Here is a 24,804-nt window from a genome sequence, read left to right as displayed (position 1 = left end):
CAGATGACGCGATTACGGATCCGCGTAAAGCCGCAGGCCTACGTGGTAGGGCGGGTGGGACTTGAACCCACGACCCACGGATTATGAGTCCGATTCGTGGAGCAGCCGCACGGCCGTCGTGTAGCTGTCCACCGCCTCGGTCAGCCGACCGGCATGACGGTAGGCGTCGCCTAGCGAATCGTGTGCCGTGCCCGCACCGGCGCGCGGGTCTGCCTTTGGCCACAGTGCCACCAACTGGCGTGCTTCCGCGATCGCCTCGTCGAAGCGCCCCTGCCGGCAGTAGACATGCACCCGGTTGTTGCGGAGCGCGGCCGCGGCCCCCGGGCGTTCGGCGTCGTCGTTGAGCGTCTGAGCAAACTCCAGGTGGGCGAGCGCGTCGTCGAGACGGCCCACGATCGTGTTGATGACGCCGAGGTTGTTGAGCGCCCCGACCTTTCGCCGAGGCAGGCCGGCACGGTCCCAGTCGGTGAGAGCTGTCTGCAATTGCGCGATCGCGGCGTCGTAGCGGCCCTGGTCGCGGAAAACCCAGCCGAGAAAGCTGCGGAGCTGGGCCTTGTCCTCCCACGCCGCGATGCGATCGGCCGCCTCGATGGCGTGCGCGTAGATGTCGGCCAGTTGCGTGTGCCAGCCCTGATAGCAGAAGGGCCAGTGGAGCCCGATGGCCAGGCCGACGGCGGTTGCCGGGTCGGGGCTGGCCAACGCCTGCTGCGCGGCGGCCAGCAGGTTGTCCCGCTCGTCCTGGACCCATCGTCCCGCCTCCGCCGGGTCCTTGAAGGTGATATCGGGCAACTCGACGGGGCGTCGCAGTACGAGGGCATCGCGACTGAGGAGGGTGCTTGCCAGCCAGAGGGTGGTCAGGTAGTGGTGGTGCGCGCGCCGTACGGCGGTGGTGCGTTCCTCCTCCGCGAGGTCCTGGAGCGCGAGTTCGCGGGCGGAGAGGCCGACCAGGTCGTGGAACTGGTAACGGTCAGGTCCGGCCGGTTCGAGGAGGCGGGCGTCCAGGAGGCGTTCCAGGGCGGCTTCGGCGCGGCGATGGGGCCAGCCTGTCAGGGCGGCGGTGGTGGCCGGGGTGTGGGTGGGCAGGCCGAGCAGGCCGAGCAGCGGCAGCAGGTGGGCGGCGTCGTGGCCGGTGGGCTCTTCCCGGAGGTGGTGGTGGCTGACCGCGATGCTGGCGCGGACGGCCAGGTCGGCGTACTCCAGCACGTCCAGGCGGCGGGTGGCGTCGGCGAGGCGCGCTTCCAGGCCGGATAGGGTCCAGTCAGGGCGGGCGGCCAGGCGGGCGCCGACGATCCGCAGGGCGAGGGGGAAGCCGCCGCACAGGTGGACGATCCGCTCGGCCGCCTGCGGCTCGGCGCGCACCCGGTCGGGCCCGGCCAGGCGGGACAGCAGCGCGGCGGCGTCGGCGGCGTTCAGCGTGCCCAGGTGGAGGTGGCCAGCGTTGTCCAGGGTGACCAGCGGGTCCCGGCTGGTGATCAGGACCTTGCACCCGGGACCGGCGGGGATTAGCGGGCGGACCTGACGGACGTCGCGGGCGTTGTCCAGGATGACCAGCAGGTTGCCGGCCGCCGTCAGGGAGCGGTAGCGGGCCGCGGCCTCCCCGGGATCGGCGGGTACGGCGGCGCCGTCCAGGCCGAGCGAGCGCAGCAGGTGGCGCAGGGCTTGGGCAGGGGTCAGCGGATCGAGTCCGGGGGTGGATCCGTGCAGGTTGAGATAGATGACGCCGTCGGTGAACCGGTCGGCCACGCCGTGGGCGACGTGAACGGTCAAGGCGGATTTGCCGATGCCGCCGGCCCCGTCGATGACGGTGACGGAGGGCCCGCGTGCGGGTTCGCCGGACTGGCCGAGCACGTCGCGCAGATGCTGGATCTCGGTGGCGCGAGCGGTGAAGGCGTGGGTGTCGGCGGGAAGTTCGGCCGGGATGTACGGCGCGCCGAGCATGACCTGCTGGTCCGGGGTGGTCAGGTCGAGCGCGGGGTCCTTCACCAGAACGGCCTGATGAAGGCGGCTCAGTTGGGCGCCGGGTTCGATGCCGAGTTCGGAGACCATGATCCGGCGGGTGGCCTGGTAGACGGCGAGCGCCTCGGACGAGCGGCCGCCGCGGTGCAGGGCGAGCATGAGCTGGGCGGCGGGGCGTTCGCGCAGCGGATAGGCCCGAACGTGCGCGGCCAGGTCGACGGCCACCGCGTGATGGTCCCCGGCGGCGAGGCGCAGATCGGCGTGGTCTTCCACGACCGTGAGGTGTTCCTCTTCGAGCCGGGTGGCCTCGATGCGTGCCCAGGGAGCGGCCAGCTCGGCCAGCGGGTCGCCTCGCCACAGCCGCAGGGCCTGGCGGAACAGGGCGTCGGCTCCTTGCGTCTGGCCGGTGCGGGCGCGTTTGGCCAGGCTGAGGAACAGGTGGGCGTCGACGTGGTCTGGTTCGAGCGCGAGCCGGTAGCCGCCGGGCGTGGTCTGGATGATCTCTTCGGTGGCATGCGGTCCAAGGGTCTGGCGCAGTTTGGAGATCACGATGTGGAGTTGTTTGGCCGCGGTCGCCGCGGAGCCGTCTCCCCAGATGTCGGTGAGGATCCGCTCGGTGTTCACGGCCTGCCCGGCGTCCAGGGCGAGTCTGGCCAACACACCGATTCGTCGCTGCCCGGCGAGCCGCACTGGTTCGTCACCGGCCAGGACCTCCAACGGGCCGAGGAACCTGATCTCCAGCGCCATGAGGAGCGTACTTCCCTCCCTAGTGGAGTCGGCATTCTAACGAGATGGCGGGCTTATCCGCGGCAATGACGGGATGGAACACTGTCTTCATGCGAACTTCCGGCATCTTTGGTTCATATATGCATGTCTAGACGTGCAGGCCTACATGTGACTTGCAGGCTACCGATCACCGGGAGAGACCAGAGGTAAGACTGCCCCACGGTATCCGTACCGGCCTGCCAGGAGAATCATCGACCCGATGTCGCCAACGAGTAGCAGGGCAGTTGCTACAGCTTCGCCGTACGCGGCCCGCTCCACCGGGGCGGCTGGAACGAGACCACTTGAACGCGCCGTGCGAGCCAGTCCCGCACGGCGCGTTCACCTGCAGCGCCATTCCCAGAGCACGATCAAACATCGCGAACCAGGATGCAGCGGACCGCCGATCGGTTCTCAGAACCCGTTCTCACGTAAACGCTGGGCAACACCGGTTCTGAGAAATGTTTGTGAGAGCATCGGGCATGACCGACGCCCCGAGCGACGCCGACCGTGACGCTGATGAGGTCGAGCGCCACCCCTACCCGCGCTGCACGGCTGCCAAACTGCTGTGCGTGCCCACTCCGGGCCGAGAACCCGCCCGTCGCCTGGGGGTCAGTATTCACCTGTCGTCGACAGATTCGAACCCCTGACCCCTTCGATTGCGAAGGAACACCGGGAAGTCTGGGGGAGTCGCAGGGCGGTGGCTCCCAGAAGTGGCTCCTCCCTGGGGTGGAAATGGCGGGTCGTTGTCGAGGTGCCAACTCTGGCCATGCCTGACCCCAGCGAGTCGATCTGCGACGCCTCCGAGGATCTGCGTCCGACGTGGCAGCTGAAGCGGCCCGCGCACGCAACGACACGGCGACAGCGTGCCAACACGCGATGTGTTCCGGTAGGTTCGTCACCTGCCGCTCAGAAGATCGCGGAGGAGGCCCTCCAACAGGTAACGGTCATGACCGATGAAACGCTGGTCCTGCCTACGGAGGGTTGTGCGATGGGACTGGGGATCAAGATCTTGGGGCCGTGGGAGCTGACGGCAGACGGCGACGTGCTGCCGCTGACCGGCAGCCGACGGATCGGCCTGCTGACCCGGCTGGCATTGAGCGCCGGCCGAGTGGTCACCACTGACCAGCTTCTCACCGATGTGTGGGGAGAGAGCCGGGCGGCGACGGCGCCGAAGCAGCTCCACATCGTGGTGTCGAAGCTTCGCGAGTTCCTTGCGCCTCGGGCGCTCGACGAGGTCATCGTGACCGCGCCGGGTGGATACTGCCTTGACGTGCCACCTGATCACGTCGATGCTCACCTGTTCATGCGGCTGGTGCGCGAGGCGCGTGCCGGCCGGGCCAGGGGAGAGATCGTTACGGCTGACAGGTCGTTCCGGCAGGCTCTGGCCTTGTGGCGGGGAGAGGCTCTGGCGGGCATGTCGGCGGAGTGGGGCCAGATCGAGGCCACCCGTCTGACGGAGGAACGTCTCACTGCTCTGGAGGATCACGTCGATCTGCGGATGACGGCGGGTGATCACCATGCGGTGATACCGGATCTGACCGTCCACATCGAGGCGCACCCGCTGCGGGAGAGGCCGCATGCGCAGCTGATGCTGGCGCTGTATCGCGCTGGACGGTCGTCGGAAGCGCTCGCGGTCTACCAGGAGACTCGCCGCGTCATGATCCAGGAGCTCGGCATCGAGCCGAGTGCCGAGCTGCGCCGGCTCCAGCAGGCGGTGCTCGCTCGCGATCCCGTCCTCGATCTGGCCACTCCGGCGCAGGATGCCACGCTCGGCCACGCCGTCGCCCCGGCCGAGCTGCCCGCCGACACCCGCGCCTTCACCGCCCGCGATGTCGAGCTCGCCTGGCTCGACAAGGCGCTCACCGCCTCGGAAGCCGGCACGCCGGCGATCGTCGCCATCGACGGTTCTGGCGGGATCGGCAAATCCGCGCTGGCCGTACACCTGGCGCACGCCGTCGCCGACCGCTACACCGACGGCGTTCTCTACATCGACCTGCACGGCGCCACTGACGGGCTCCGGCCTCTGTCGCCGCTCGAGGCGCTCGGCCGGCTTTTGCGCTCGCTCGGGCTGGACGGCTCCGCCGTACCGACCACGGTCGACGAGGCCGCGGCCCGCTACCGATCCCTCACCTCGGCGCGGAACGTGCTGATCATCCTCGACAACGCCCTCGACACCCGCCAGGTCCGCCCGCTCATTCCCGCCGGATCGGGGTGCGCGGTCGTCATCACGAGCCGGCAGGTTCTCACCTCCCTCGACGGGGCGAGCCAGCTGAACCTGCCCGGACTCGACCCGTCCGACTCCACCGCGCTGCTGGCCCGGATCGCCGGTCCCGGCCGGGTCCACGCCGAGCCGGCGGCTGCCGGGCGGATCGTCCGGCTCTGCGGGGGCCTGCCCCTCGCCCTTCGCATCGCGGCGGCTCGTCTGGCCGCCCGCCCCGACTGGACGCTGTCCTACCTCGCCGACAGGCTCGCTGACGCCACCCGCCGCCTGGACACGCTGGAGCATGCCGACCTGGCCGTCCGTGCCGGCATCGCCGTCAGCCTCCATCACCTCCAGGAGGAGCCCGCCGGCCAGGACGCCGCCCACCTGTTCGCCCTGCTCGGCCTCCTCGACACGCCCACCCACACCCCGGCAGCCACCGCCGCTCTCGCTGATCGGCCCGAGCGCACGGTGGAGGCCACGCTGGACCGCCTCCTGGATGCCCGGCTGCTCGAATCGGCGGGGGTGGGCCGCTACCGGATGCACGACCTCGTCCGCCTCTACGCCCACGAACAAGCCGACGACATCGTCCAGGAGAGCGATCGAGCGGCCGCCACCCGCCGCGCGTTACACCATTACCTCGCCACAGCCAGGACGGCCAGCCTTCTGCTCGATCCCACCTCCCCCATTGTCAGAAACCTCCGCGCCGACCAACCGGGCCTTCGCCTGGACACACCGCAGGAGGCGATCGACTGGATCGAGCTGGAGCGCGACAACCTCATCGCCGTCGCCCGGCAGGCCACCACCCGCACCCACGATCCCGGCACGGTCGAAGGCCTCGCCGCCAGTCTCAACAGACCCTTCAGCCACAGAGGCTGGCTCGCCGACCTGGCCGAGATCCATCACCAGGCCCTGCAGGTGGCCGTCCAAACTGGTGACTGGGCGGGCCAAGCCCGCGGGCACAACCAGTTGGGCAGCATCCACAAGAACCAGGGTCGCTTCGAGCCTGCGGTCGAGCAGTTCGAGCGTGCCCTGGTGTGCTGGGATCGAGCAGGTCTGCCCCTGCGTAAGGCGGGCACCCTCCACAACCTCGGCACGACCTACGGCAAGCTGGAGCGCTTCGACGACGCGCTTGCCACCCAGGACGAGGCGATGGCGACAGCGACGGCCAGCGGCCTGCGCGACTACCAAGCGATGATCCTCAACGGCCGGGCCGCGGTGCTGATCAGAATGGGCCGGCTGGACGACGCAATCGACGCGGGCCGAAAAAGCCTGGAGATCTGGGCGGAGTTCGACAATCCCCTCGGCGAGGCAACGGCGACCGACACGCTGGCCGATGCCTGCCGACGCGCCGGCAGCCTCGTTGAGGCCGAGGCCGGATACCGGAGGGCGGTCTACCTCCACCACAAGGCCGGTGCCCGCGCGCTGGAGGCCGTTACCCTGTGGGGGCTCGGCGACACCTTGCACGATCTTGGACGGCAGGACGAGGCACGGAAGTGCTGGCATCAGTCAGCTCGGATTCTGTGTGACGTCCATCTCCTCACCGAGGAGGAGCTGGAGGTCCTGCTCGCCCAGGACCTCCCTCAGCCTCCCGACCCCGTCAAGCACTTGAGCGCGGGAGCGCGTTGATCAGATCGATGATCGCCCGGTAGACGACCGAAATGGGTGCCAGAACCACGCTTGGCCGCCGTCGACGCATGGCGCCCACCGATCGCAAGCGCCTCTACCTGTGGTTTCGCGTGGCCGCCGGATCATGGAGCTGCTCGGAGCGACCTCGTTGAAGATCTCGACGGCGCCCGGGCCGTGATGCTGGACGCCGTCCACTGCGAGCTTCGGCGCAGGATGCGTCCCCCGGTATACCTGACAGGTGGCCGTCGATGAAGCGGACGGCGCGCTCGCCCACGACCGTCACGCTGGACTCCCACGCTCCGGGGCAACGGTGCAGGTCAGGAGTTCGGGCCGAGATGGCTGCGGCGTTCTTCCGCGGTCAGCTCGCGGGTACGGCGCGATCTGGCCAGTTCGAGCACCGTTCCGGCCGGGCCGCACACCTCGCAGGCGCGGGTCCGGACGAGGCTGTCGCCCAGACCGGTCGCCAGCGGGCGACCGAGGATGATCTGCGGGCTCAACCCCCTGACGATCCGCGTACCGTCGGGGCTGAATGCCGCGAGACCGCCGGTCGCGCCCCAGCCGGTCAACTCCAGCGGTTCGCCGCCGCCTGTCGCCCGCCAGAGCCGCAGGTGGCCCGCGGGTTCGTTGGTGACCAGCCAGGTGCCGTCAGGGCTGAACCTCACCTTACGGACGGTGTTCTCGGCGCCCTGCAGCACGGCCGCGGGCTCGCCCCGGCCGCCGGTGTCCCAGAGCCGGATGGCGCCGTCCGCGGCCGCGGCGGCCAGTCGCAGCCCGTCTGGGCTGAAGGCGAGGCCGGTGATGTCCTCCACATGGCCGCGAAGAATCTTCGGCTCGCTCTTGCCGGTCAGGTCCCAGACGACGACGGTGTGGTCGTCACGGGCGTCGGCCAGTTTCATGCCGTCCGGGCTGAGTGCCACGTCGCCGTCGGCGCGGCCCGTGGGCCGGGCCTGCCAGCCCGTGAGCGCTGTCAGCCCGCCGGACGGGGAGATCTGCCACACCTGCGGTTCGGTGTCGAAGGCGCCCGCCACGATCCTCTTTCCGTCGGCGCTGAACACCAGGCCAGCCGGGAGGCCGCGGAAGGGCGCGGGTGTGGTGACTGGCGCGCCGGCGGCGGTGAGGTCCCACAGGCTCAGGGTCCCGGCCCGGCCGATGCCCGCCATCCGCCGGCCGTCAGGGCTCAGCGCGACGAGGTAGCCGGCATCACGCGGGCCGCCCACCTCGGCCGGGGTCGTGCCGCGCCATATCTTGATGCGGACGTCCCGCGGGCTGAGGAGCGAATCCGGCCCCGCGCTGACCGCCACCGTGCTCGTGTCAGCGCTGAGCGCCAGGGGCCTGCCCTCGCTCGGTGTCGGGTCGCCCGCCGTGATGTCCCACGTCCGCAGGGAGCCGTCCGCATCGACGCTGACCAATGACTTCCCGTCCGGGGTGAACGCCGCCCCGCGCGGATTCCCTTTCGGGCTGCGCAACACCAGCGGGTCGGCGTCGCTGCCCGTCGTCCAGACGCGGATCACGCCGTCGGCGCCGTAGGTCGCCATGCGATCCCCGGCCGCGGTGAACACCAGGCCGTTCAGCTTCGGGGGGTGGCCGGCCAGCTCGATCTGCGGGATCCAGTCGCCGGCCGACGCCTCCATCGCGTCCCAGACACGGGGAACGTCGCCTTCGACGGTCGCGACCCATGGTCCGCGCGGGCTGACGGCCACCTGCTCCGGCTCACCGCGCGCGGCCGCGCGCTGCAGAACGGGCCGGTCCCGGGTCATGTCCCATAGTCGCAGCGGCGATCCGTTGCCCCCGGTGGCGAGCAGCCGGCCGCTGGGGCTGAACGAGACGCTCCTGACCGCGCGGCCGGGGACCTTGAGCTTGACGGGCTTGGAGCGTCCCGGCTTCCAGATGCGCACGCCGTCGATGTGCGCGCTCGCCACCCTGCCGTCCCGGCTGACGCTGACGCCGTGGACGCTACCGTCAACGGTCCCCAGAACCACGGGCGGACCGCTTGACGCCAGGTCCCATAGCACCAGTTCTCCTCCGGAGCCTCCGGTGACGAGTTGCCGGCCGTCCTCGCTGAACGCGGCGCTCAGGATGCCGTCCGTCTGATCAGCCTGGAGCACATGGCCGGCCCGGCGCGGCGCGGTACCGTCCAGGCTCCAGATCTCCAGGCCCGCCGGGCCCGCACCGGCGCCCCAGATCGCGATCTTCCGACCGTCCGGGGTGGCCGTCGTTCCTGTGACCCTGCGCAGGCCGACCGGGGTGGAGCCACGCAGCCGGGAGTCTGCAGTGGCCTGGCGGAGCACGAGGTCGGCCTCCGGAGTGGGCTCCACCTCGTACGCCTCGATCGCCAGCAGCAACGCCAGTTCCGGGTCTTGCTGGAGCTGGCGGCGCGCTTCGGCGGTCAGCCGGACCGAGGCGGCACGGTCGCGCTCGACGTTCCTGTTGCCTACCTGGACCAGGACGAGCGCGGCCAGCACGATGACCGCGACGGCGGCGACCGGCAGCCCGCCGAAGGCGAGACGGGTCCGGCGGCGGGCCCGGGCGCGCTCGGCCGCGCTCGAGCGGCAGGCCGCCAGGAAGGATCGCTCCAGTTCGTTCAGCGGTACGAAGCTCGCCTCGCCGTCCCAGAGGGCGAGGCGAGTGCCGCGGTACAGGTAGTCCTCGCCGCGCCCGTTGCGGTCCCACTCGGCCGCGTCAGATGTGAGCCGCTGGTGCCGCAGAAGGGTCTCGCGGTCGGCGGTGAGCCATTCCCGCAGCCGGGGCCAGCCGGTGAGGAGCGCTTCATGCGCGATGTCGACCAGGTCCTGGTCCACGACGATGAGCCTGGCGGCGGCGAGCCGGTCGAGGACCGCGTCCAGCTCGCCGGCGGGTCCGATGCCGGCGAGCTCGTCCCGGTCGAGACCGCGGCGGGTGTCGGAGCTGCCCGAGCCCAGGGCGACGAGCCGCAGCAGCACGGCGCGGAGCAACTGCCGCTGGTCGGCTTCCAGATCGGCGTACAGGTGCTCAGCGGTCCGCGCGATCGCGCCGGACACGCCACCCACGGCCCGGTAGTCCGCCAGCGCCAGCGTGTCTCCCTGCTGCCTGCTCCACGTTTCGCGCAGCGCGTGCGCGACCATCGGGAGCGCCCCCTTCTGCTCGGCGGCCTCGGCCACCACGGTGACCACCAGATCCGGGTCCACGCTCAGCCCTGCCCGGGCGGCGGGTTCGGTGATGATGGCGCGCATCTCCTGCTCGGACATGGGCCCGACCTGCAGGTGAACGCTGTCGAGGAGGGCTGCGGCCAGACCGGGATGCGACATGCAGCGCTCGTAGAAGTCGGTGCGGATCCCGATCACCAGCGCCGGGCCGTCCTGACCGCTGACGAGCTCGCTCAGCGCGTCGAGGAAGCCGGCGCGTTCCCGCTCGTCGGCGCAGAGCGTGAACGTCTCCTCGAACTGGTCGACGATCATCACGTCGGAGCCGTCAGCGTCGGTGGCGCGCAACCGGGACAGCGGGTGCGCACCCGGAGTGAGCAGCGTGACGGTAGTTCCGTCGGCGGTCAGCCGCGCGGCCAGCCCGGCCCGCAGCAACGAGGATTTGCCGCTGCCGGTGGCCCCGCGGACCACCGTCAGCGGTCCTTGCTTCACGGCCTTCAGCAGGACCTCGAGAAGCTCGTCCCGGCCGAAGAACAGGTCAGCGGCGTCGACGTCCAGCGGAAGCAGGCCGGGATAAGGGCAACGGCGCTGCGACCGTTCGAGTTCGGCCGCGACCAGCTGCCACTTCCGCTCCCATTCGGCGGGGTCGCCACCGCAGGCGACGGCGTACGCCAGTGTCGCCTCAAGAGTGGGCAGCCGCGTCCCGGTGGCCGCCTCGGCGAGGGTGCTCCGCGAGAAATGCGCGCGCTGCGCGAGTACGCGGTAGCTCGGTCGCCCGGCCTCGTCCCTGAGCCGGCGCAATTCCCAGGCGAGCCTTTCGACGGGACCGGCCAGCGGATCCACCGGCTGCTCGGGCCGCCCCAATGTGCACTCACCTCTTGTTGTCCGGAGTCTTCGCCGCGTTGTCCTGGACCCACGGAGGGCTATTTCGGACATCCCTGGGCCGCCTTAGACCTTAGATCTCCAGCACGACAAGAGGGGGCAAATAATGAGATTTCACGTACTGGGATCCTTGGAGATCCACACGGGGGATGGAGCCGTCGACGCCTACGTGAACCGGGCCGGGCTCTTGTGCGGCATGGGCGACAGGGTCTACGTCCGGCGCGACGTCGAGACCGGCCTGACGCTCGCGCCGTCCGATCCCCACCTGCTGTGCCTGCGCGGCCGACTCCTGGCCGAGGACAACGACATTCCGGCCGCCAAGGCGGCCCTGTCAGCCGCGGTCGCAGCCGATTCCAGGCCGGCCGAGGCGGGAGCGTCCCGCGATGCGCTCGCCGACCAGGACGGAGACCTGGACGCCCCCGTCCAGTTCTTTGACGTCCACGCGGACGTTGCCGCGGTTGTAGAACACCTCGGGGGAGGGCGGGGGCCAGCCGGGCGGCCTGGTCGTAGTCGTTCAGCGCCTCGGTCAAGCGCCCGAGGTGCCGGTGGAGGGCAGCGCGCTCGAAATAGGCGCGTGACTCGTTGGGGTCGACGGTGATGACTGCGGTGTAGTCGCCGATGGCCTGGTCGTGGTCGCCGGACTGAGCCCGGACGGCGGCCTGGTGCGTAAGCATCACCAGCCGCAGCAGCGCGTACTCGTCCCAGCCGAACGTTTCGCCCACTACGGTCAGCCTTGTCTCGAGCAGACGCAGCGCCTCGTGCGGGTCCGTGCCGGCCTCGATCAGAGACAAGAGGTAGTGGTTGTGCATGTGGCCGGGCCCGCGCTGCCGGACGCTTGCCGCGCGCTGCCACCCACTTGTCAAACTCCCCTTGGGGTCCCCTGTGAGAAGCAACGCCATCACGAGCCTCTGCGCCTTGGCCTTGTCCAGCGCCGTGGCGGCGGCTGGAGCGACGAGCAGGGTGGCCGTCGCCAGGGTGACTTCGGAGCCGCTTGCTCACCCCAGACGGCGCGGTGCTCAGTCGATGATCGCTGGGAAGTACGAGTCGGGTTCCCAGTCGTCCTCGACACCTGAATCCTCAGGGTCACTCCAGTCGTCCGACTCCTGGAGGTCGTTGTGTTGACTTCGACTCCGGCATCGGTGACCTGGGTGCGGATCCGTTCGGTCATCTCCTCGGACATGTAATGGTGGTGCATGTTGAGCCGGTCCAGGTTACGGAAGATCGGGTGTCCAGAAGGACGAGGACAGGTCGAGGGCGGCCAGTCGGGGAGTGATGGGGGCGTGGGCCAGAGCGGTGACCAACTCGTCGGTGTCCTGGCCGTTGCGCAGACCGAGGTACTTCAGAGCGGGGAAGACGGTGCCCGACAGCAGTGGTCCCAGCTCGGCGGGTCTGGCGCCGTCGTTGTCGGCCGAGCCGAGGAAGAGCTCCAGGTGCTCCAGCGCGGGGAGTTCGGAGCCCAGAACGCTGCCACGCAAGCCGGAAGGTCCGGTTCCCTTCGAACGCCATGTGGTCGGCCCTGCGGGTGCCGAATATTCATCCATGCAGGTCGTGGAGGTGATGCGCTTTCTTGTTCTCCCGCTGGGCGCCCGCAGGGCATGATGGCCGATCGTGTTACTGCGCTTGGCGTACCTCACGATGACGACCACTTTCTCGTTCCTGGGGCTGCTATCTCGGACTGATCGGGACAAGGAGATCGAACCGCCTGCCGAAGGACAAGCTTCGACGCCTTGTGCTGCTGGTCCGCCCGGACACCGTCCTGCGCCGGCACCGCGATCTGCTCAAGCGGCATCACGCTCGCATCTGTCGGCCGACGCGACCTGGGTGTCCGCCCACCGTGCGGTCCATCCGCCTGCTCGTTCCGGGGTTGGTCCGGGAGAATCCCTCGGGGGGTACCGGCGGGCACACGGTGAACTCGCCACCCTCGGCATCAAGCTTGCGCGCAACCGTGTGGGAGATCCTCAAGCAGGAAGCACAGACCCTGAACGAGCATCCGTCACGTGGGCGGACTTCCTGCACTCACAAGCCCACGCGCTGCTGGCCTGCGACTTCATCGGGACCGTCGCCATCAACGGGCAGCGCCACTACCTCCTGGCGGTCATCGAGCATGCCAAACGGCGGATCCGCGTCTGGGCACCACCTTCCACCCGACCGCCCTCTGGGGCCTACAGGACGCAGCCTGCCAGGCGCGTTTCCTGATCCGCGACCCGGGACGGGAAGTCCCGGCTCTGATGGAGGAGATCCTCTCCGACGTCAGCATCTGTGCCGTCCTCACCGGCATCCGGGTGCCGCGGCGGCGGCGGAACCGCGTGGTCCAGGCACGCGCCGCGCACTCCGACTACCTGACCAACACGACGACCGCCCGCACCGTCGAAATGTCCATCGCCTCCTGTCTGGCCGATTCCGCGCGCGGCTGGGAAGCCATTCTGGGCAGTCCTTCCACGGCCAACTGGTGGACGCGGCCCGTTCCAGTCCAGAGGCCCCTATGTCAGGCGCCGGCCTGATCGCGGTTCCGGCAATGCGCATTCACGCCGGCGGTTGACACCATCGTCAGCTGGGCAGTGCGTCGTGATGAACCGGTCGCATGTCGGGCCGCTGAGGCCCTTGGTTCTTCTGCTCCTCGGTGGATTACCGTGATCTGATGGATACAGTGGCTGATCGGCTCGAAGCGATGGTGTCGCCCTATGGCGGACTCGTCGGCTCGACAATCCGGCTGCGGACCCCGGAGGAAGATCCGCAGCTCCCCGTCTACGCGGCCACGGTCGGTGACCTCACCCAGGTGCTCCCGTCGGTGGCCAGGGCCAGGCGTGGACATCCTACGACCGGGTCCATCGATGGTGTTGGTGTCTCCTCCGATGAGAAGGAGGCGCGCTGGCTGGCCGTCGCCGAAGCGCTTGAGCGCTACTCCAGTTCCGTCTACAGCGAGGACCAGTTCATCCGGGCGACCGCCGCCGAGCTGGGGAAGGAGGCGCTTGATCTCGATCAGGTGCCAAGGATCTCCGATGCCGAGGCAGCCGATCCCGCCTGCACCCTGGTCCGGCCGGACAAGTATGCCCCCATGCGCTGGGTGCTGGGCCTTTCCCTGATGACCGCCAAGCCTACTTGGATCCCGGTCCCCTACGTCTACCTGTACCTTCGCCCCGCCACTCGAGCAGAGCGGCTGACCGCGCCGATCTCCACCGGTTGCGCGGCCCACACCGACGTGCACACCGCGCTCGCCAAGGCACTATGCGAGGTGATCGAACGGGACGCGATCGCCTTGACGTGGTTGCAGCGGCTGCCACTGCCCCGGCTGGAGGTTGACGACGTGCCGGAGCAGTTCCCCGGCTCTGAACAGGTCGTCACCCACCTGTTCGACGCGACGACCGACCTCGGCGTGCCCACCGTGTACGCAGTGGAGGTCGCGCCGTCCCATCCGACGACGCGCACCCTGGTGACGTGCGCCACGGAGCTCGACCCGCGCGTGGCGGTGGCCAAGGTCCTTCGCGATGCGATAGCGTGCCGCTTCGCCCTGCGGCACCGCAAGCCAGAGCGAACCGACCCCAGGACCTTTCACGACGTCTTCGACGGCGCCCTGTACATGGCCGCCCCCGAACGGGCGCGCACCTTCGACTTCCTGCTGAACTCGCCCCACCGGCGTAGCCTGTCTGAGCTTGCCGTTCCCGAGGTCGCACATGGCCGACCGGCCCTGCGGTGGTTGCTGCAACGGCTGCGGGCGGTCGGGATGGAGGCATACGCGGTCGATTTGACCTGCGAGGAGGCGCGTGAGGTGGGGATGTGGGTCGTCCGCGTCATTGTTCCTGCGCTGATGCCGTTGTCCTTCCTGGGCACTGCGCAGTTCCGGGGGACGCCGCGGTTGTACGAGGCGCCCACCGCCATGGGGTACACAGCCCACTCCGAGCCTGACCTCAATCCCTGGCCCCAGCCGTTCGCATGATCCCGAGGATGTCCATGCTCTCGCCAGATCTCATCGTCGCCGTCGGCGCGTTCGGTGTCGCTGTCGCCCGCTCGTTGACCGGGCCCGCTACCCACGTCGTCCGCGTGCCTGTGAGCGATGACGGGATATCCATCCCTCCCGAGGTCACGACCCTGCTGCTGGCCGCCTCGGTGCCCGCGCCTCACCTAGAACTCCAGCTCTCGGAAGCGGCACACAGCCAGAGCGTGGACTTCATTCCCATCGTGCTGGAACATCCGCGGCTTCGCGTCGGCCCGGTGTCCCACGCCGGATCTCGAGGATGTTCCTCCTGCTATCGCCACAGGATTCGCCAGCACGCGGTCGACCCGCTCGCCCAAGACGCGCTGGAGGAGCACTTCCGACGCGCTCCGGAGGCCGCCGAGCGCGGGTTCCCGGCGCACTGGCCCGCATTGGCGGCCGGACTCGCCAGGCAGGTCGACCTAGCGGACAACGTGCGCGTCCATCATGTGGACCTGCTGTCGAACACCCCGGCGATGAGCAGGCTCGTGCCCGTGCATGGCTGCGGCGTGTGTGCACCGGCCCCCGCGCAGGCGCCCCGGCAACGCAGCGTCGCTCGTCTGGTGAGCGTCGTGGAAGGAACGATTGCCGAATGATCGAGCTGCCGCGCAAGCCGAAGCTTCACCCCGGTCTGAGTGTGCTGCCGTATGAGCGCGGACTCCTTCTTGAGGGTACGGCGGAGCGGAAGGTCTTCGGCGGGTCAGCGGCGCGGACGTTCCTGCCCCTGCTCCTGCCTCTGCTCGACGGCACCCGGACGCGGGAGGATCTCGCCGGTGAGCTGGGCCATCACATGGCTGAGGCCATCGCCTCCGCCCTTCGTCTCCTCCACACCGCCGGCTACCTGCAGGAGGGCGACGGTGATCCCGCGCTGCCCGCCGGCGTACCTCCGGGCGTCGCGCACGCCGTGGGGAGGATGCTGGGCACCACCATGACCTGGCCCAACGTGGAGGCTGCCTTCCAGGCGCTGCACGCCTCGCCCGTCCTGATCGCGGACACAGGAGCACCCGCCGAGCGGGTCGCCGAACTGCTGACGGCGTCGGGCGACCGCGTGATGATGCTCGCACCCGACCATGTGCTGGCGGCCGGTGAGTTCGTCGTCGTCGCGTCAACGGGCGAGGCGGACGCCGACCTGCTCGAACAGCTCGACGCGGCCTGCTTCGACCGCGGTGCGATGTGGCTGCGAGCGTGGCTTGCGGGAGATGTGCTCCAGCTCGGGCCGCGCTTCGACCGTCGCTTCACGCCCTGCCTGGCCTGCTTCCGCGCCGCCGTGGGCACCCCTGGGGAGGGCCCACCCGATGGCGCTCTGGCCGAGCTGGCCTGGGCGATCGTCGCCGGCGAGGTCTTCCATCAGCGCGCCAGGGTGGGGACGCCACTCGCGGCGGACAAGGTCGCCACCTTCAGCTTGCGCGCGTGGTCGTTCCGCCAGGACGCCGTCGTACGGCGAGCCGACTGCGACCGCTGTGGAAGCGCCGCATAGCGGCGACATACCTCGGGCATACCGCCCCTTCCTAGCATCGGCACTACTCGACGGTGCTTTTCGCACACCGAAAGGGGTTCCGATGCCAACCGGCCAGACTCTCGACTTCGATGTCCACGATCTTCCGATGGACGTGTTCGACCTCACCATCAGTGGGTTGGAGGTGCAGACCCTCACCCTGGGCCGCGGCTTGGACGTGGTCGCGTCCTGCCTTTCCACCCGTTGCTACCCCTGCTCTGGCACGACCGGCTGCAGTTCGTGCACCGACGACCCCATGCCTCTTGCCCCCGGTCTCGACGAAGACGAAGACGAGTAAGCGTGTGTGCGGGCCGTCCAGAAGACGGCCCGCACACACGGCCCGTGGCTTGTCTAGCGAGGTGAATGTGGACATCCCTCCGTTGATCCGCGTGGCTGGAATGCCGTCGGAGGTCCTGCGTGAACTGCGGTCCCCTGAGGTCGGACGGGCGGTGGAGAACCGGCTCGAGTCATGGCGGTGGCTGAGAGCCGAAGGTGAGGCACTGAGCGAGGATCTGTACAAGGTGATCGGTGCCCTGAGCGAGGAGCACTCGAAACCGCTCCTCGTCGGACTGCGCCGTGCCCTCTACCAGGTGCGCAAGCCCACCGCACGCGAGTGGAGCCCAAGGACGCGACGGCTGCTCGGCCACGAGCTCGCCGGCCGGATGAACCGGTGGATAGTGACGTACGAGCAGTGGCGAGGGGGCGCCCAGGTCCTCGATGAGCTGATCAGATCACAGACCGCGGCCAGGATGACGCGGCTCCGGGATATCGCCGCCGCCCCCGCCTTCCGGCGGGCGCTGCTGCATGCCAGCCCCGATCTGTCCGCGGACCTCGACAAATGGCTGGCGGATCCGAGCCGCGGCACCCGGCGGCTGGCGTCGGCCGTGACCAGGTACGTGACCCGGGCCGCCGCCAAGACCAGCCCCTTCAGCGCATTCATGGTGACGGGCCGCGGTGCGTGGACCGAGGACGACGTCGCAGTTCGCCAGTGTGTCCAGGGACTGCGTAGCGCGCGAGGTGTGCTGGATCTCGGTCATGTCGCGCGGTCTGACCTGCACGCCGCACTGGTGAGCAGCGAACGCACACGACGCGGCATGATCGTTCGCGTCAATCCCAGCGTGGTCGCCATCGGTGACAGGCTGCGCTTTCTGGGGCAGCCCCCGCAGGAGCCGATGATCACAATCGATGGCACACCGGCGATCCACGCCTGTCTGGAGCTGCTTCTCGACGGCCCCGCGACCACCTTCGGTGACCTCGCCATGTGCTTGGCAGCGGCGGGAAATGCTCAGCCGTCCCAGGCCGGCGCACTCGTTGATCACCTCGTCGAGATCGGTCTACTGCAGCTCGCGCCGCAGCCCGGTGGGCAGATCACCACGCCGGGCGAGGTGGCACGCTGGCTGGGGTCGCTCGGCGAGGAGGTCGCGGAAGAGAGCTCGCTGCTTCAGGCGGTCAGCGAGGCGGTGCGCGCCGCCGTACCGATCGAGGAGCTCGAGCGGCATCGGCGGCGACTGGGTACGGTACGCCGTGGGCTGGCGAATCTCGCCGACGTCCTTGAACAGCCGATCGCACCGGACGACGACCAGGTCACCTTCGACACGGCCGTGACCGACTGGACCTTGGCCGAGTGCGGGGAGCATGCCTGGCGGCCGGTGCTGGCCGACCTGCAGGCCATCCGCCGATGGCTCGCGCTGTTCAGCCCGGGCCAGGATCTGAAGAACGCTCTGGACGGCTGGTGGAGTCGGCACCCCGGCGGGAACCGCCGGATCTCCTTCATGGACTTCTACCACGAGGTCATGAAGGAGGTCGCCGGTGGTTCCCCTGCGGGGAAGGAGATCGGCCGACTGTGGCATTCGGCCAGGGGCCGGCGTGAGAGCGTGTTCGCTCGCGTCAACGAGCTGCGCACCCTCCGCGATGACGCGGCCCGCTTACTCTGGCGCGACGCCGAGCCCGGCGGCGTGGTCAACATCGACCCCGAGGAGTTGACCGACGCGGTGACCGGGTTCCCCCGGTGGGTAGACGATCTGTATTCACTGGGGATGTACGGGCAGCCGCTGGCGGGCGAGTCCGGGCCGTGTTTCGTGGTGAACGACGTCTTCACCGGGTACAGGAAGGGCCTGCGCCGCCTCGACCATCTGCTGGGCGACCATACGGGCCCGCGGGCGGAACTCCCTGGCGGTTACCCGGTGTTCGCTGCCCTGGGCGGGTCGCTGGGGACGTCGTTGAACGTCCGGCAACCCTGCGAGCCGTACGAGATCGTCTATCCCTGGCATGGGGACGCACGGCCAGGTGTCGGCCGGATCGAGCTCCGTGACTTGTGGGTGGAGCGAGATCACGCCCGCGGGCTGCTGCGGTTGCGATCCGGCAGCCTTGACCGGGAAGTATGGCCGCTGCACCTCGGCATGAGCGCCCCGTGGACCCTGCCGCGGGCGGCGCAGCTGCTCGTCAGGGCATTCGGGGAGGAACCCCCCTTGCCGATCAGGAGCATCGCACCCAGGGGGCGCTCGGCGCAGCTGCCGGAGGTGTGGACGGTCCCGCGGGCGCGGGTAGGGCGCGTGGTGGTGCGCCGGGCGAGCTGGCAGCTGGCTCCATCGAGTGTCCCCGCGCCGCGGTCGGGTGAGCGGGAGTCCTGCTACCTCGTACGGCTCGCCGAATGGCGGCAGGAGGCGGGAATTCCGGAGACCTGCTTCGTGAAAGGGCTCTCCAAGAGGCGTTCTCTCGCTTGGCGGAGCGAGCACAAGCCGCTCTACCTGGATTTCGCGAACCCGTTCCTGCTGCAGGCCTTCACCGAATTTCTGCGACGCCCGCACGAGGCGGTCGTGTTCGAGGAGGCGTTGCCCGACCCGATGGCGTCGCAGGAGAACTATGGCGGAGGCCACGTCTTGGAGATGGTGATAGATGTCTCGGCATGGACCCGTTGATGTGAACGACGACCAGTGGGTGAGCGCGCACATCTTCTATCACGGCGATCAGGATCCTGTCATCGTTCATCTGATTCAACTGATTGTGGAGAAACTGGCGGACGGCGGGCCCGACCCGGACTTCTTCTTTCTCCGCTACTGGGACGCAGGCCCGCACGTGCGCCTGCGCGTACGCGCCGAGCCCTGCGACCATGACCGGGTTCGCCGCGTCATCGAGGAGAGGTGCCTCGCGTTCTTCCGCGTCTGTCCGTCCGCCCACGGAATGCGCCAGGAAGAATACGAGAAGTCAGCCGCGCTGCTGGCCCGCGGTGAAGGGGTGGCGGATTTCGCTCGAGAACTGGCGCCGAACAACTCGGTGTCGTTCATCCCGTACCGCAGAGAGTATCGGCGGTACGGACGAGTGGCGATGCGGGCAGTGGAAGAGCATTTCGTGGATTCCAGCACGATCGTCCTGTCCATTCTCTCGAAAGGGGCCACCGCCGAACAGCGGATCACCGCCGGTGTCGCGATGTACCTCATCGTGTGGTTACAGCTCGCCGGAACAGCCGAGTTGGCGCAGCCGGGCGCGGAATATGCCGAGCACTTCGCGGTTCAACGCGATGTCCTGCTCCCTCTGGGCCGACGCATGCGCGCCCTCGTCGACCACGCGGATCGGATGGAACGTGACGACGGCCTGCCGGGCTGGTCGCAGACGACAGGGAGGCTGCGGAAGGCACTGGAGAAAGATCCCCGCCGGTTGCCCGCGGTAATGCTCACGTGCGCCCACCTCGCGGCGAACCGCCTGGGAATCGATCTGCTCTCCGAGCGGTATGCCTCCGCCCTGGCTTCGCGAACCGTCCTGGAACTGTACGAAGAAGGACAGCCGGAATGACGTCGCAGATCGAGGAGACCGTCCGGTTCAGGCCGGACGTAGCCGGAATTGTCGCTCCTGACGCGTCCTATCACCTGCTCAGCTGGCCGCACAGCATGTCCATGGGCCGCTTGAGCGCCGAGCAACAGGCTCTGCTGCACCGGCTGGGACGGGAAACCGTCCCCGTCAGAGAGCTACGGGATTTGGACGCCCACCTGGATCTGCTGCGGGCGGGCGGATGGCTGCACATCACTGTGACCTGCAACGGCCGGGACCTCTACACCGTGGAGCCGGAAGCGCCCGAGGTCCCCCGCACCGATGAGATGTCCCCGGACCTGGCGCTGTCGCGATTCGCGATCGCGCGCAGAGACGGAAGCGAGGTAGTCCTGGAATCCCCACGCTCATGGTGCCGCGTGCGGCTCCATACCCCCAGAGCCCTGGCCTGGCTGGGGCCTTCGCGGCTGGCCGACGACGACGTCCCAGCGCTGCGCAGGTTCCGCCGCGATCTGTGGGGCGCCGGCCTGGCGGTCTCTCAGCCTGACGAGGAGGACACTCGGCTGCCGACATGCCAATGGCAGCCGCACGAGCTGTGGTTCCATCACCGCAGCCGCATCCGGTGGCCCGGAATCCCGCACGGCAAGAGTGACTGGGCGGCCGGCAGGTTCGAGGCGCCGTCGGCGCGCCGCGCGCCACTCGGCGGCGAGGTCGTCGACCTCGCCCGGCCCGATCTGGGGCGCGCGCGTGACAACGACCCCAGCCTGACCGCCGTGTTGGAGGATCGGCGATCGATTCGCCGGCACGACGACGGCAACCCGATGAGCATCGCCCAACTTGGCGACTTCCTCTACCGAAGCGCGCGAAACCGGGGCATCCACAGCGTCAACGGCGTCGATCAGGTGAACCGGCCCTTCCCCTCCGGAGGGGCCGTGCACGAACTGGAGATCTACACGGTGGTCCGGAAGGTCTCCGGGCTCCGGCCGGGGTTGTATCACTACGATCCCCAGCACCATCGGCTGGAACGGATCACCGAGACCACTGTCCAGGTGCGGCGGTTCCTGCGCGCCGGCGCGATGTCGGCGGCCGCCACCGAGCCGCAGGTACTCCTCCTGATCACGGCGCGGTTCGGGCGGATCATGTGGCAATACCGGTCGATGGCCTATTCGCTGATCATGAAGCACGTCGGTGTCCTGTTCCAGACGATGTACCTGGTGGCCACCGCGATGGGGCTGGCACCGTGCGCGCTCGGCGGCGGTGACCACGCCGCGTTCGCCGAGGCCACCGGCTTGGACCCGCTGGAAGAAGGCACGGTAGGCGAGTTCTCGCTTGGCTCCCTCCCTCCGGGGACGGGACGATGAGGCTGCGGCTGCGCGACGACGTCTACATAGCCGCGACCGACGACGGCGTTCGCATCCTCACGCATCGCGGGCTGGCCCGGATCGACGGGACCTCGATCGCGGAGTGGCTCGATCGTCTCACCCCGTTTCTCGGCGGAGAGCACACGATCGAGGAACTGACCGCCGGCTTGCCCTCCGGTCGTGCCAGAGCGGTGAAGCAGGTCATCGAGCTCCTGGTGGAATGCGACGCCGTCCAGCTGGTGCCGCAACAGCAGGACATCCCTGATGACCGTGTCACGCTGATCGCGGGTGTCGAGCCGATGCTGACGCCCTTGGTACGAGCCGCGTCGGCCTCCGAGTTGCGCAACCTCGCGGTGATGCGGCTGGATCTGCTCCCGCGTGGACACACCATCGACCTGCCCGACGGAACCGGCGTGGTGCTCTACGCCGGCGACGGGCCGACAGCACTGCTGCTGGAGCGCACGTGCGCCCATCGCGGCATCCCGCTCGCCTTGATGGTGCACACCGGGGATGCCACGTGGCTCCTTCCGCCCGGGACCGCGATGTGGGACGACGCCCGGCTCCGTATGGGCACCTCGGGGACACATGTCGGCACACCGCCGACGGGAGCCGCCGCGCGCCTGGTCCAGACCACCTCCCGCGCGCTGACGGGTGCCATGCCGCCCGCTGAACGTGGTCGCATCATACGGATGGAGCGCGGCTCGTGGAGGAGCACGTGGCACTCGTGCCTGCCCCACCCCTTCGCCGCAGCGGCGTCCATACGCTCGCGCGAGAAGTTTCTCCAGCGGGTGCGCGATCTGCGGGCAGGCGAGCCGTTCGACAGCGAGGCCTTCCTGCACAGGATCGCGCCCTGTCACGACCAGTACCTGGGACTGTTCACCCTCACCGACGTCGCGGGTCCGCAGAACCCGCTGAACCGCTGCCGCGCCGTACTTCCGGATGGGAGATCCACGATCGGTATCGGATTCGACTACAACGCGGCACGCTGCGACGCCGCGCGTAAGGCGCTGGCCGCCTACGCGGTGCGCATGGTGGATCCACGGAGGCTGGCCGGGGCCGACGGACGCCCGCTGACGGATCCGCGTGCCGATCCGTACAGGCACGGTCATGTCTGGGGGTACGAAATCGACGACCGCGAGACGGCTCGCCTGCTGCCGGTAGCCGACGTGTTCACGACGGAGGGCGCCGGCCTCGCCACTGGTCATGACTGGGAGCACGCCGTCGGCCGCGGCCTGGCCGATCAATGTCTGTGGATGACCCTGGCCGAAATACCGTCGCGCTCCGAGCCCTATCCCCGGGTCGACCTGACGACCGTCGCCTTGCGCGACACGAGGAGCCGGGAGATCCTCGCGCGGCTCGATGAGCTACCTGAGGTGTACGACCTCACCGGTCCACTGGGGGTTACAGTCCTCGCCTGCTGCTCCGGCGCGGACACGATCGGCTATTTCGCCGCCCTGGACCCAGCCGAGGCTCTGGAGGAGGGGCTGAGGGCCGCGCTGCTGCGCCTGCAATCCACGTATGGCCCGGCAGACCCTCTGCCGGATCGGCTGCGTGGCTCATGGCGACAGTTCTCGGCCTCGGCGGTCGACGTGACAACGGTGGCGTCACGGCTGCGTGCCCTGGGCCGGGTGGCGACAGCCGTACCTCTTGATCATGATCCGGCGGTAGCCGAGATCATGCCTTACCTGACCCGGGTGGTGGTGTGATGCGTGAGGTGGCGCTGATCGGTCGTGGGATGGTGCGCGACGCGATCGCCCAAGAGCTCGCGGAGGGCTGGCTCGTCAGCTCTTACGAAACGGCGTCACAGGTATCCGGTGATCCTTGCCTGCTGATCGCGTCCGACGACAGCTGGAACACCGCACGCACCCGAGAGGTGCGGGCGGTTGCCACCGCTCTGGCGGTGCCCTGGCTGCGCGTCCGCGCGGAGCTGGGTCGGGTGGCGATCGGCCCGATGGAGATTCCGGGCCGGGCGGGATGCGTGTCCTGCGCCGAGCGGCGCCGCCGCCGCATCCGCCCTGACCAGGACGGGCACCGGGCCATTTGGCAGCGACATCGCGAGGTCCTGCGTGAGCGCCCGTCTTCGTGGCTCACGCAACTGGGCACCGCTCTGGTGGCGGAGATCGTCGCAGCCGAGGCGGCGCTGCTGTCCGACGGCGGCTCGCCCCACACGCACCAAGCCTTCTTCCTCATGAATCTGGAAAGGCTCGACGTCAGCTTGCATGCCTTCCTGCCTGATGCATTCTGTGGCACCTGCGGCGACGCGCCCCCTGACACCGCCGAATCGGCCGGCCTGATCCTGGAGCCCCGGCCGATGTATCGCGAGGGAAGCTTCCGGACGCGAGAGATCTCCGTAGACCTGGAAAAGCTGTACGTCGACCCTGAGTGCGGGCTGATCGGCACGCTCTCCGAGTGGACGGCGGCCGGGCTGTGCGTCACGTCGGCGACGGTGGGAGCGCGGGGTGGGGGCGACGTGGTCGGCTACGGGCGGGCGGACATCCGCACGCCCAGCCGGCTCATCGCCGTGCTGGAGGGGATCGAACGGTATGGCGGAGCCCCGGGCGCTCGCAGGACGACCGTGAACGCCAGCTTCACCGAGGTCGCCGATCGCGCACTCGACCCGCGCGCTCTCGGCCTCTACCCTCCGGAACGGTACCGGTTACCGGATTTCCGCTACCGGCCCTTCGACGTGAACACGGTCTACGCCTGGGTCTGGGGGTACTCCTTCGCCCGGCAAGAGCCGATCCTGGTGCCGGAGAGCTGCGCGTACTACCAGCACGGTCACGAGCTGGTTCACGAGATCTCCAACGGATGCGCACTCGGCGGCTCGCTGGAAGAGGCGATCTTGCACGGCATCCTGGAGGTGGCTGAGCGCGATGCCTTCCTCCTGACCTGGTATTGCCGGCTGCCCGCTCCGCGCATCGAGGTGCGCGCGGCCGCCGATCGCCTGTTGCCCCTCTGGCACGCGGCGCTGGAGGAGGAGACCGGGTATGACGTGATGCTCTTCGACATCAGCGTCGAGCAGCGGATTCCCTGCGTGTGGGCCATGGCTGTGAATCCTCGTGACGATGGCAGACCCGCGGTGATCTGCGCGGCCGGATCCAGCCCTGATCCCGAACGGGCCATCGCCAACGCCCTGGGAGAACTCGCACCCGACATCGCTCCCATGGCCACTCGATACGCCCGGGAGGCCGACCGGGCAGAGCGAATGGTGGCTGATCCTCGTCTCGTCAAGGAGATGGAAGACCACTCCCTGCTCTACGCACACCCGGCCGCGGCACGGCGGCTCAGCTTCCTGACCGAAGGGTCTGATGTCCGCAAGCCGGCTGACATGGGAATCCCCGGGGCCTTCGCTGGTACGGATCTGACCGACGTGCTCACCGAAACGGTCGGGCGTTACCTGGACACCGGGCTCGATGTGATCGTGATCGATCAGAGTGGCTCCGAGCACCGGGCAGGTGGGTTCGCCTGTGTGAAGGTGCTGATTCCCGGCACGCTGTCGATGACCTTCGGGCACGACAACCGCCGGGTGGACGGGCTGCCACGGCTGCTGACCGTACCCCGGCTGCTCGGTTACCGGGATCTGACGCCCGGTGAGCTCAACCTCTACCCGCACCCCTTCCCATGACGGTCGGCGCAGTGGTCCGGCGCATGCTCACGTGGTTTCG

General features: G+C 69.1%; 14 protein-coding genes, 1 tRNA gene and 2 pseudogenes. 11 read left to right on the top strand and 6 right to left on the bottom strand.

Annotated elements, in window-relative coordinates; translation table 11 throughout:
• Positions 1–43: 43 nt before the first annotated feature.
• Both ACWEPL_RS21920 and ACWEPL_RS21915 read right to left on the bottom strand, forming a co-directional pair.
• Positions 44–138: transfer RNA gene (locus ACWEPL_RS21920), tRNA-Leu, on the bottom strand.
• Positions 118–2,703: pseudogene (locus tag ACWEPL_RS21915) on the bottom strand (BTAD domain-containing putative transcriptional regulator); the annotation flags it as partial. The pseudogene ACWEPL_RS21915 and the gene ACWEPL_RS21920, both read right to left, overlap by 21 nt.
• A gap of 964 nt (positions 2,704–3,667) precedes the next feature.
• Here ACWEPL_RS21915 and ACWEPL_RS21910 point away from each other — a divergent pair.
• Positions 3,668–6,550: a BTAD domain-containing putative transcriptional regulator gene (locus ACWEPL_RS21910; RefSeq protein ID WP_452437284.1), complete on the top strand. Its 2,883-nt coding sequence runs from the start codon at positions 3,668–3,670 to the stop codon at positions 6,548–6,550.
• A gap of 317 nt (positions 6,551–6,867) precedes the next feature.
• On the opposite strand, the gene ACWEPL_RS21905 is transcribed toward ACWEPL_RS21910, so the two are convergent.
• The 4 genes and pseudogenes from ACWEPL_RS21905 to ACWEPL_RS21890 all read right to left on the bottom strand — a co-directional run bounded on the left by ACWEPL_RS21905 (position 6,868) and on the right by ACWEPL_RS21890 (position 12,026).
• On the bottom strand, positions 6,868–10,533 hold the full coding sequence (locus ACWEPL_RS21905) for an nSTAND1 domain-containing NTPase (protein ID WP_452437283.1): 3,666 nt from the start codon (positions 10,531–10,533) through the stop codon (positions 6,868–6,870).
• 349 nt (positions 10,534–10,882) lie between these two features.
• Positions 10,883–11,020 (bottom strand): hypothetical protein, encoded by a 138-nt coding sequence (locus ACWEPL_RS21900; RefSeq protein WP_452437341.1) that lies wholly within the window; start codon positions 11,018–11,020, stop codon positions 10,883–10,885.
• A 22-nt stretch (positions 11,021–11,042) separates the two neighbouring features.
• Positions 11,043–11,225: pseudogene (locus ACWEPL_RS21895) on the bottom strand (tetratricopeptide repeat protein); the annotation flags it as partial.
• 537 nt (positions 11,226–11,762) lie between these two features.
• Positions 11,763–12,026, bottom strand: coding sequence for a hypothetical protein (locus tag ACWEPL_RS21890; protein WP_452437282.1), 264 nt, complete (start codon positions 12,024–12,026; stop codon positions 11,763–11,765).
• A gap of 753 nt (positions 12,027–12,779) precedes the next feature.
• Between ACWEPL_RS21890 and ACWEPL_RS21885 the strand changes: the two genes are divergently transcribed.
• The 10 genes from ACWEPL_RS21885 to ACWEPL_RS21840 all read left to right on the top strand — a co-directional run bounded on the left by ACWEPL_RS21885 (position 12,780) and on the right by ACWEPL_RS21840 (position 24,764).
• Entirely contained in the window at positions 12,780–13,052 is a 273-nt protein-coding gene (locus ACWEPL_RS21885; RefSeq protein ID WP_452437281.1) for a hypothetical protein, read from the top strand.
• Between the two features lie 137 nt (positions 13,053–13,189).
• Positions 13,190–14,485 carry a YcaO-like family protein gene (locus ACWEPL_RS21880; protein WP_452437280.1) on the top strand — a complete coding sequence of 432 codons (1,296 nt, stop codon included), beginning with the start codon at positions 13,190–13,192 and terminating at the stop codon, positions 14,483–14,485.
• 8 nt (positions 14,486–14,493) lie between these two features.
• The gene (locus tag ACWEPL_RS21875) at positions 14,494–15,117 is read left to right on the top strand and encodes a TOMM precursor leader peptide-binding protein (protein WP_452437279.1); all 624 of its coding nucleotides are present in this window, start codon (positions 14,494–14,496) and stop codon (positions 15,115–15,117) included.
• Positions 15,114–15,998: a hypothetical protein gene (locus ACWEPL_RS21870; RefSeq protein ID WP_452437278.1), complete on the top strand. Its 885-nt coding sequence runs from the start codon at positions 15,114–15,116 to the stop codon at positions 15,996–15,998. The genes ACWEPL_RS21875 and ACWEPL_RS21870 overlap by 4 nt, the downstream gene beginning before the upstream one ends.
• An 82-nt stretch (positions 15,999–16,080) precedes the next feature.
• A complete protein-coding gene (locus tag ACWEPL_RS21865; protein WP_452437277.1) occupies positions 16,081–16,314 on the top strand; it encodes a thiomuracin/GE37468 family thiazolyl RiPP peptide in 234 nt (77 codons plus the stop codon).
• 223 nt (positions 16,315–16,537) lie between these two features.
• Positions 16,538–18,934: a lantibiotic dehydratase gene (locus ACWEPL_RS21860; RefSeq protein ID WP_452437276.1), complete on the top strand. Its 2,397-nt coding sequence runs from the start codon at positions 16,538–16,540 to the stop codon at positions 18,932–18,934.
• 1 nt (position 18,935) lies between these two features.
• Positions 18,936–19,805, top strand: a complete 870-nt coding sequence (locus ACWEPL_RS21855) for a thiopeptide-type bacteriocin biosynthesis protein (protein ID WP_452437275.1) — start codon at positions 18,936–18,938, stop codon at positions 19,803–19,805.
• Positions 19,806–19,900: 95 nt separating this feature from the next.
• The gene (locus ACWEPL_RS21850) at positions 19,901–21,139 is read left to right on the top strand and encodes a SagB/ThcOx family dehydrogenase (protein WP_452437274.1); all 1,239 of its coding nucleotides are present in this window, start codon (positions 19,901–19,903) and stop codon (positions 21,137–21,139) included.
• Entirely contained in the window at positions 21,136–22,845 is a 1,710-nt protein-coding gene (locus tag ACWEPL_RS21845; RefSeq protein WP_452437273.1) for a hypothetical protein, read from the top strand. The genes ACWEPL_RS21850 and ACWEPL_RS21845 overlap by 4 nt, the downstream gene beginning before the upstream one ends.
• A complete protein-coding gene (locus ACWEPL_RS21840; protein ID WP_452437272.1) occupies positions 22,845–24,764 on the top strand; it encodes a TOMM precursor leader peptide-binding protein in 1,920 nt (639 codons plus the stop codon). The genes ACWEPL_RS21845 and ACWEPL_RS21840 overlap by 1 nt, the downstream gene beginning before the upstream one ends.
• Positions 24,765–24,804: the final 40 nt, after the last annotated feature.

This window comes from Nonomuraea sp. NPDC004186 (assembly GCF_053603495.1).
The sequence above is the reverse complement of the archived record's forward strand: the minus strand, read 5'-3'. Positions and strand labels throughout refer to the sequence as shown.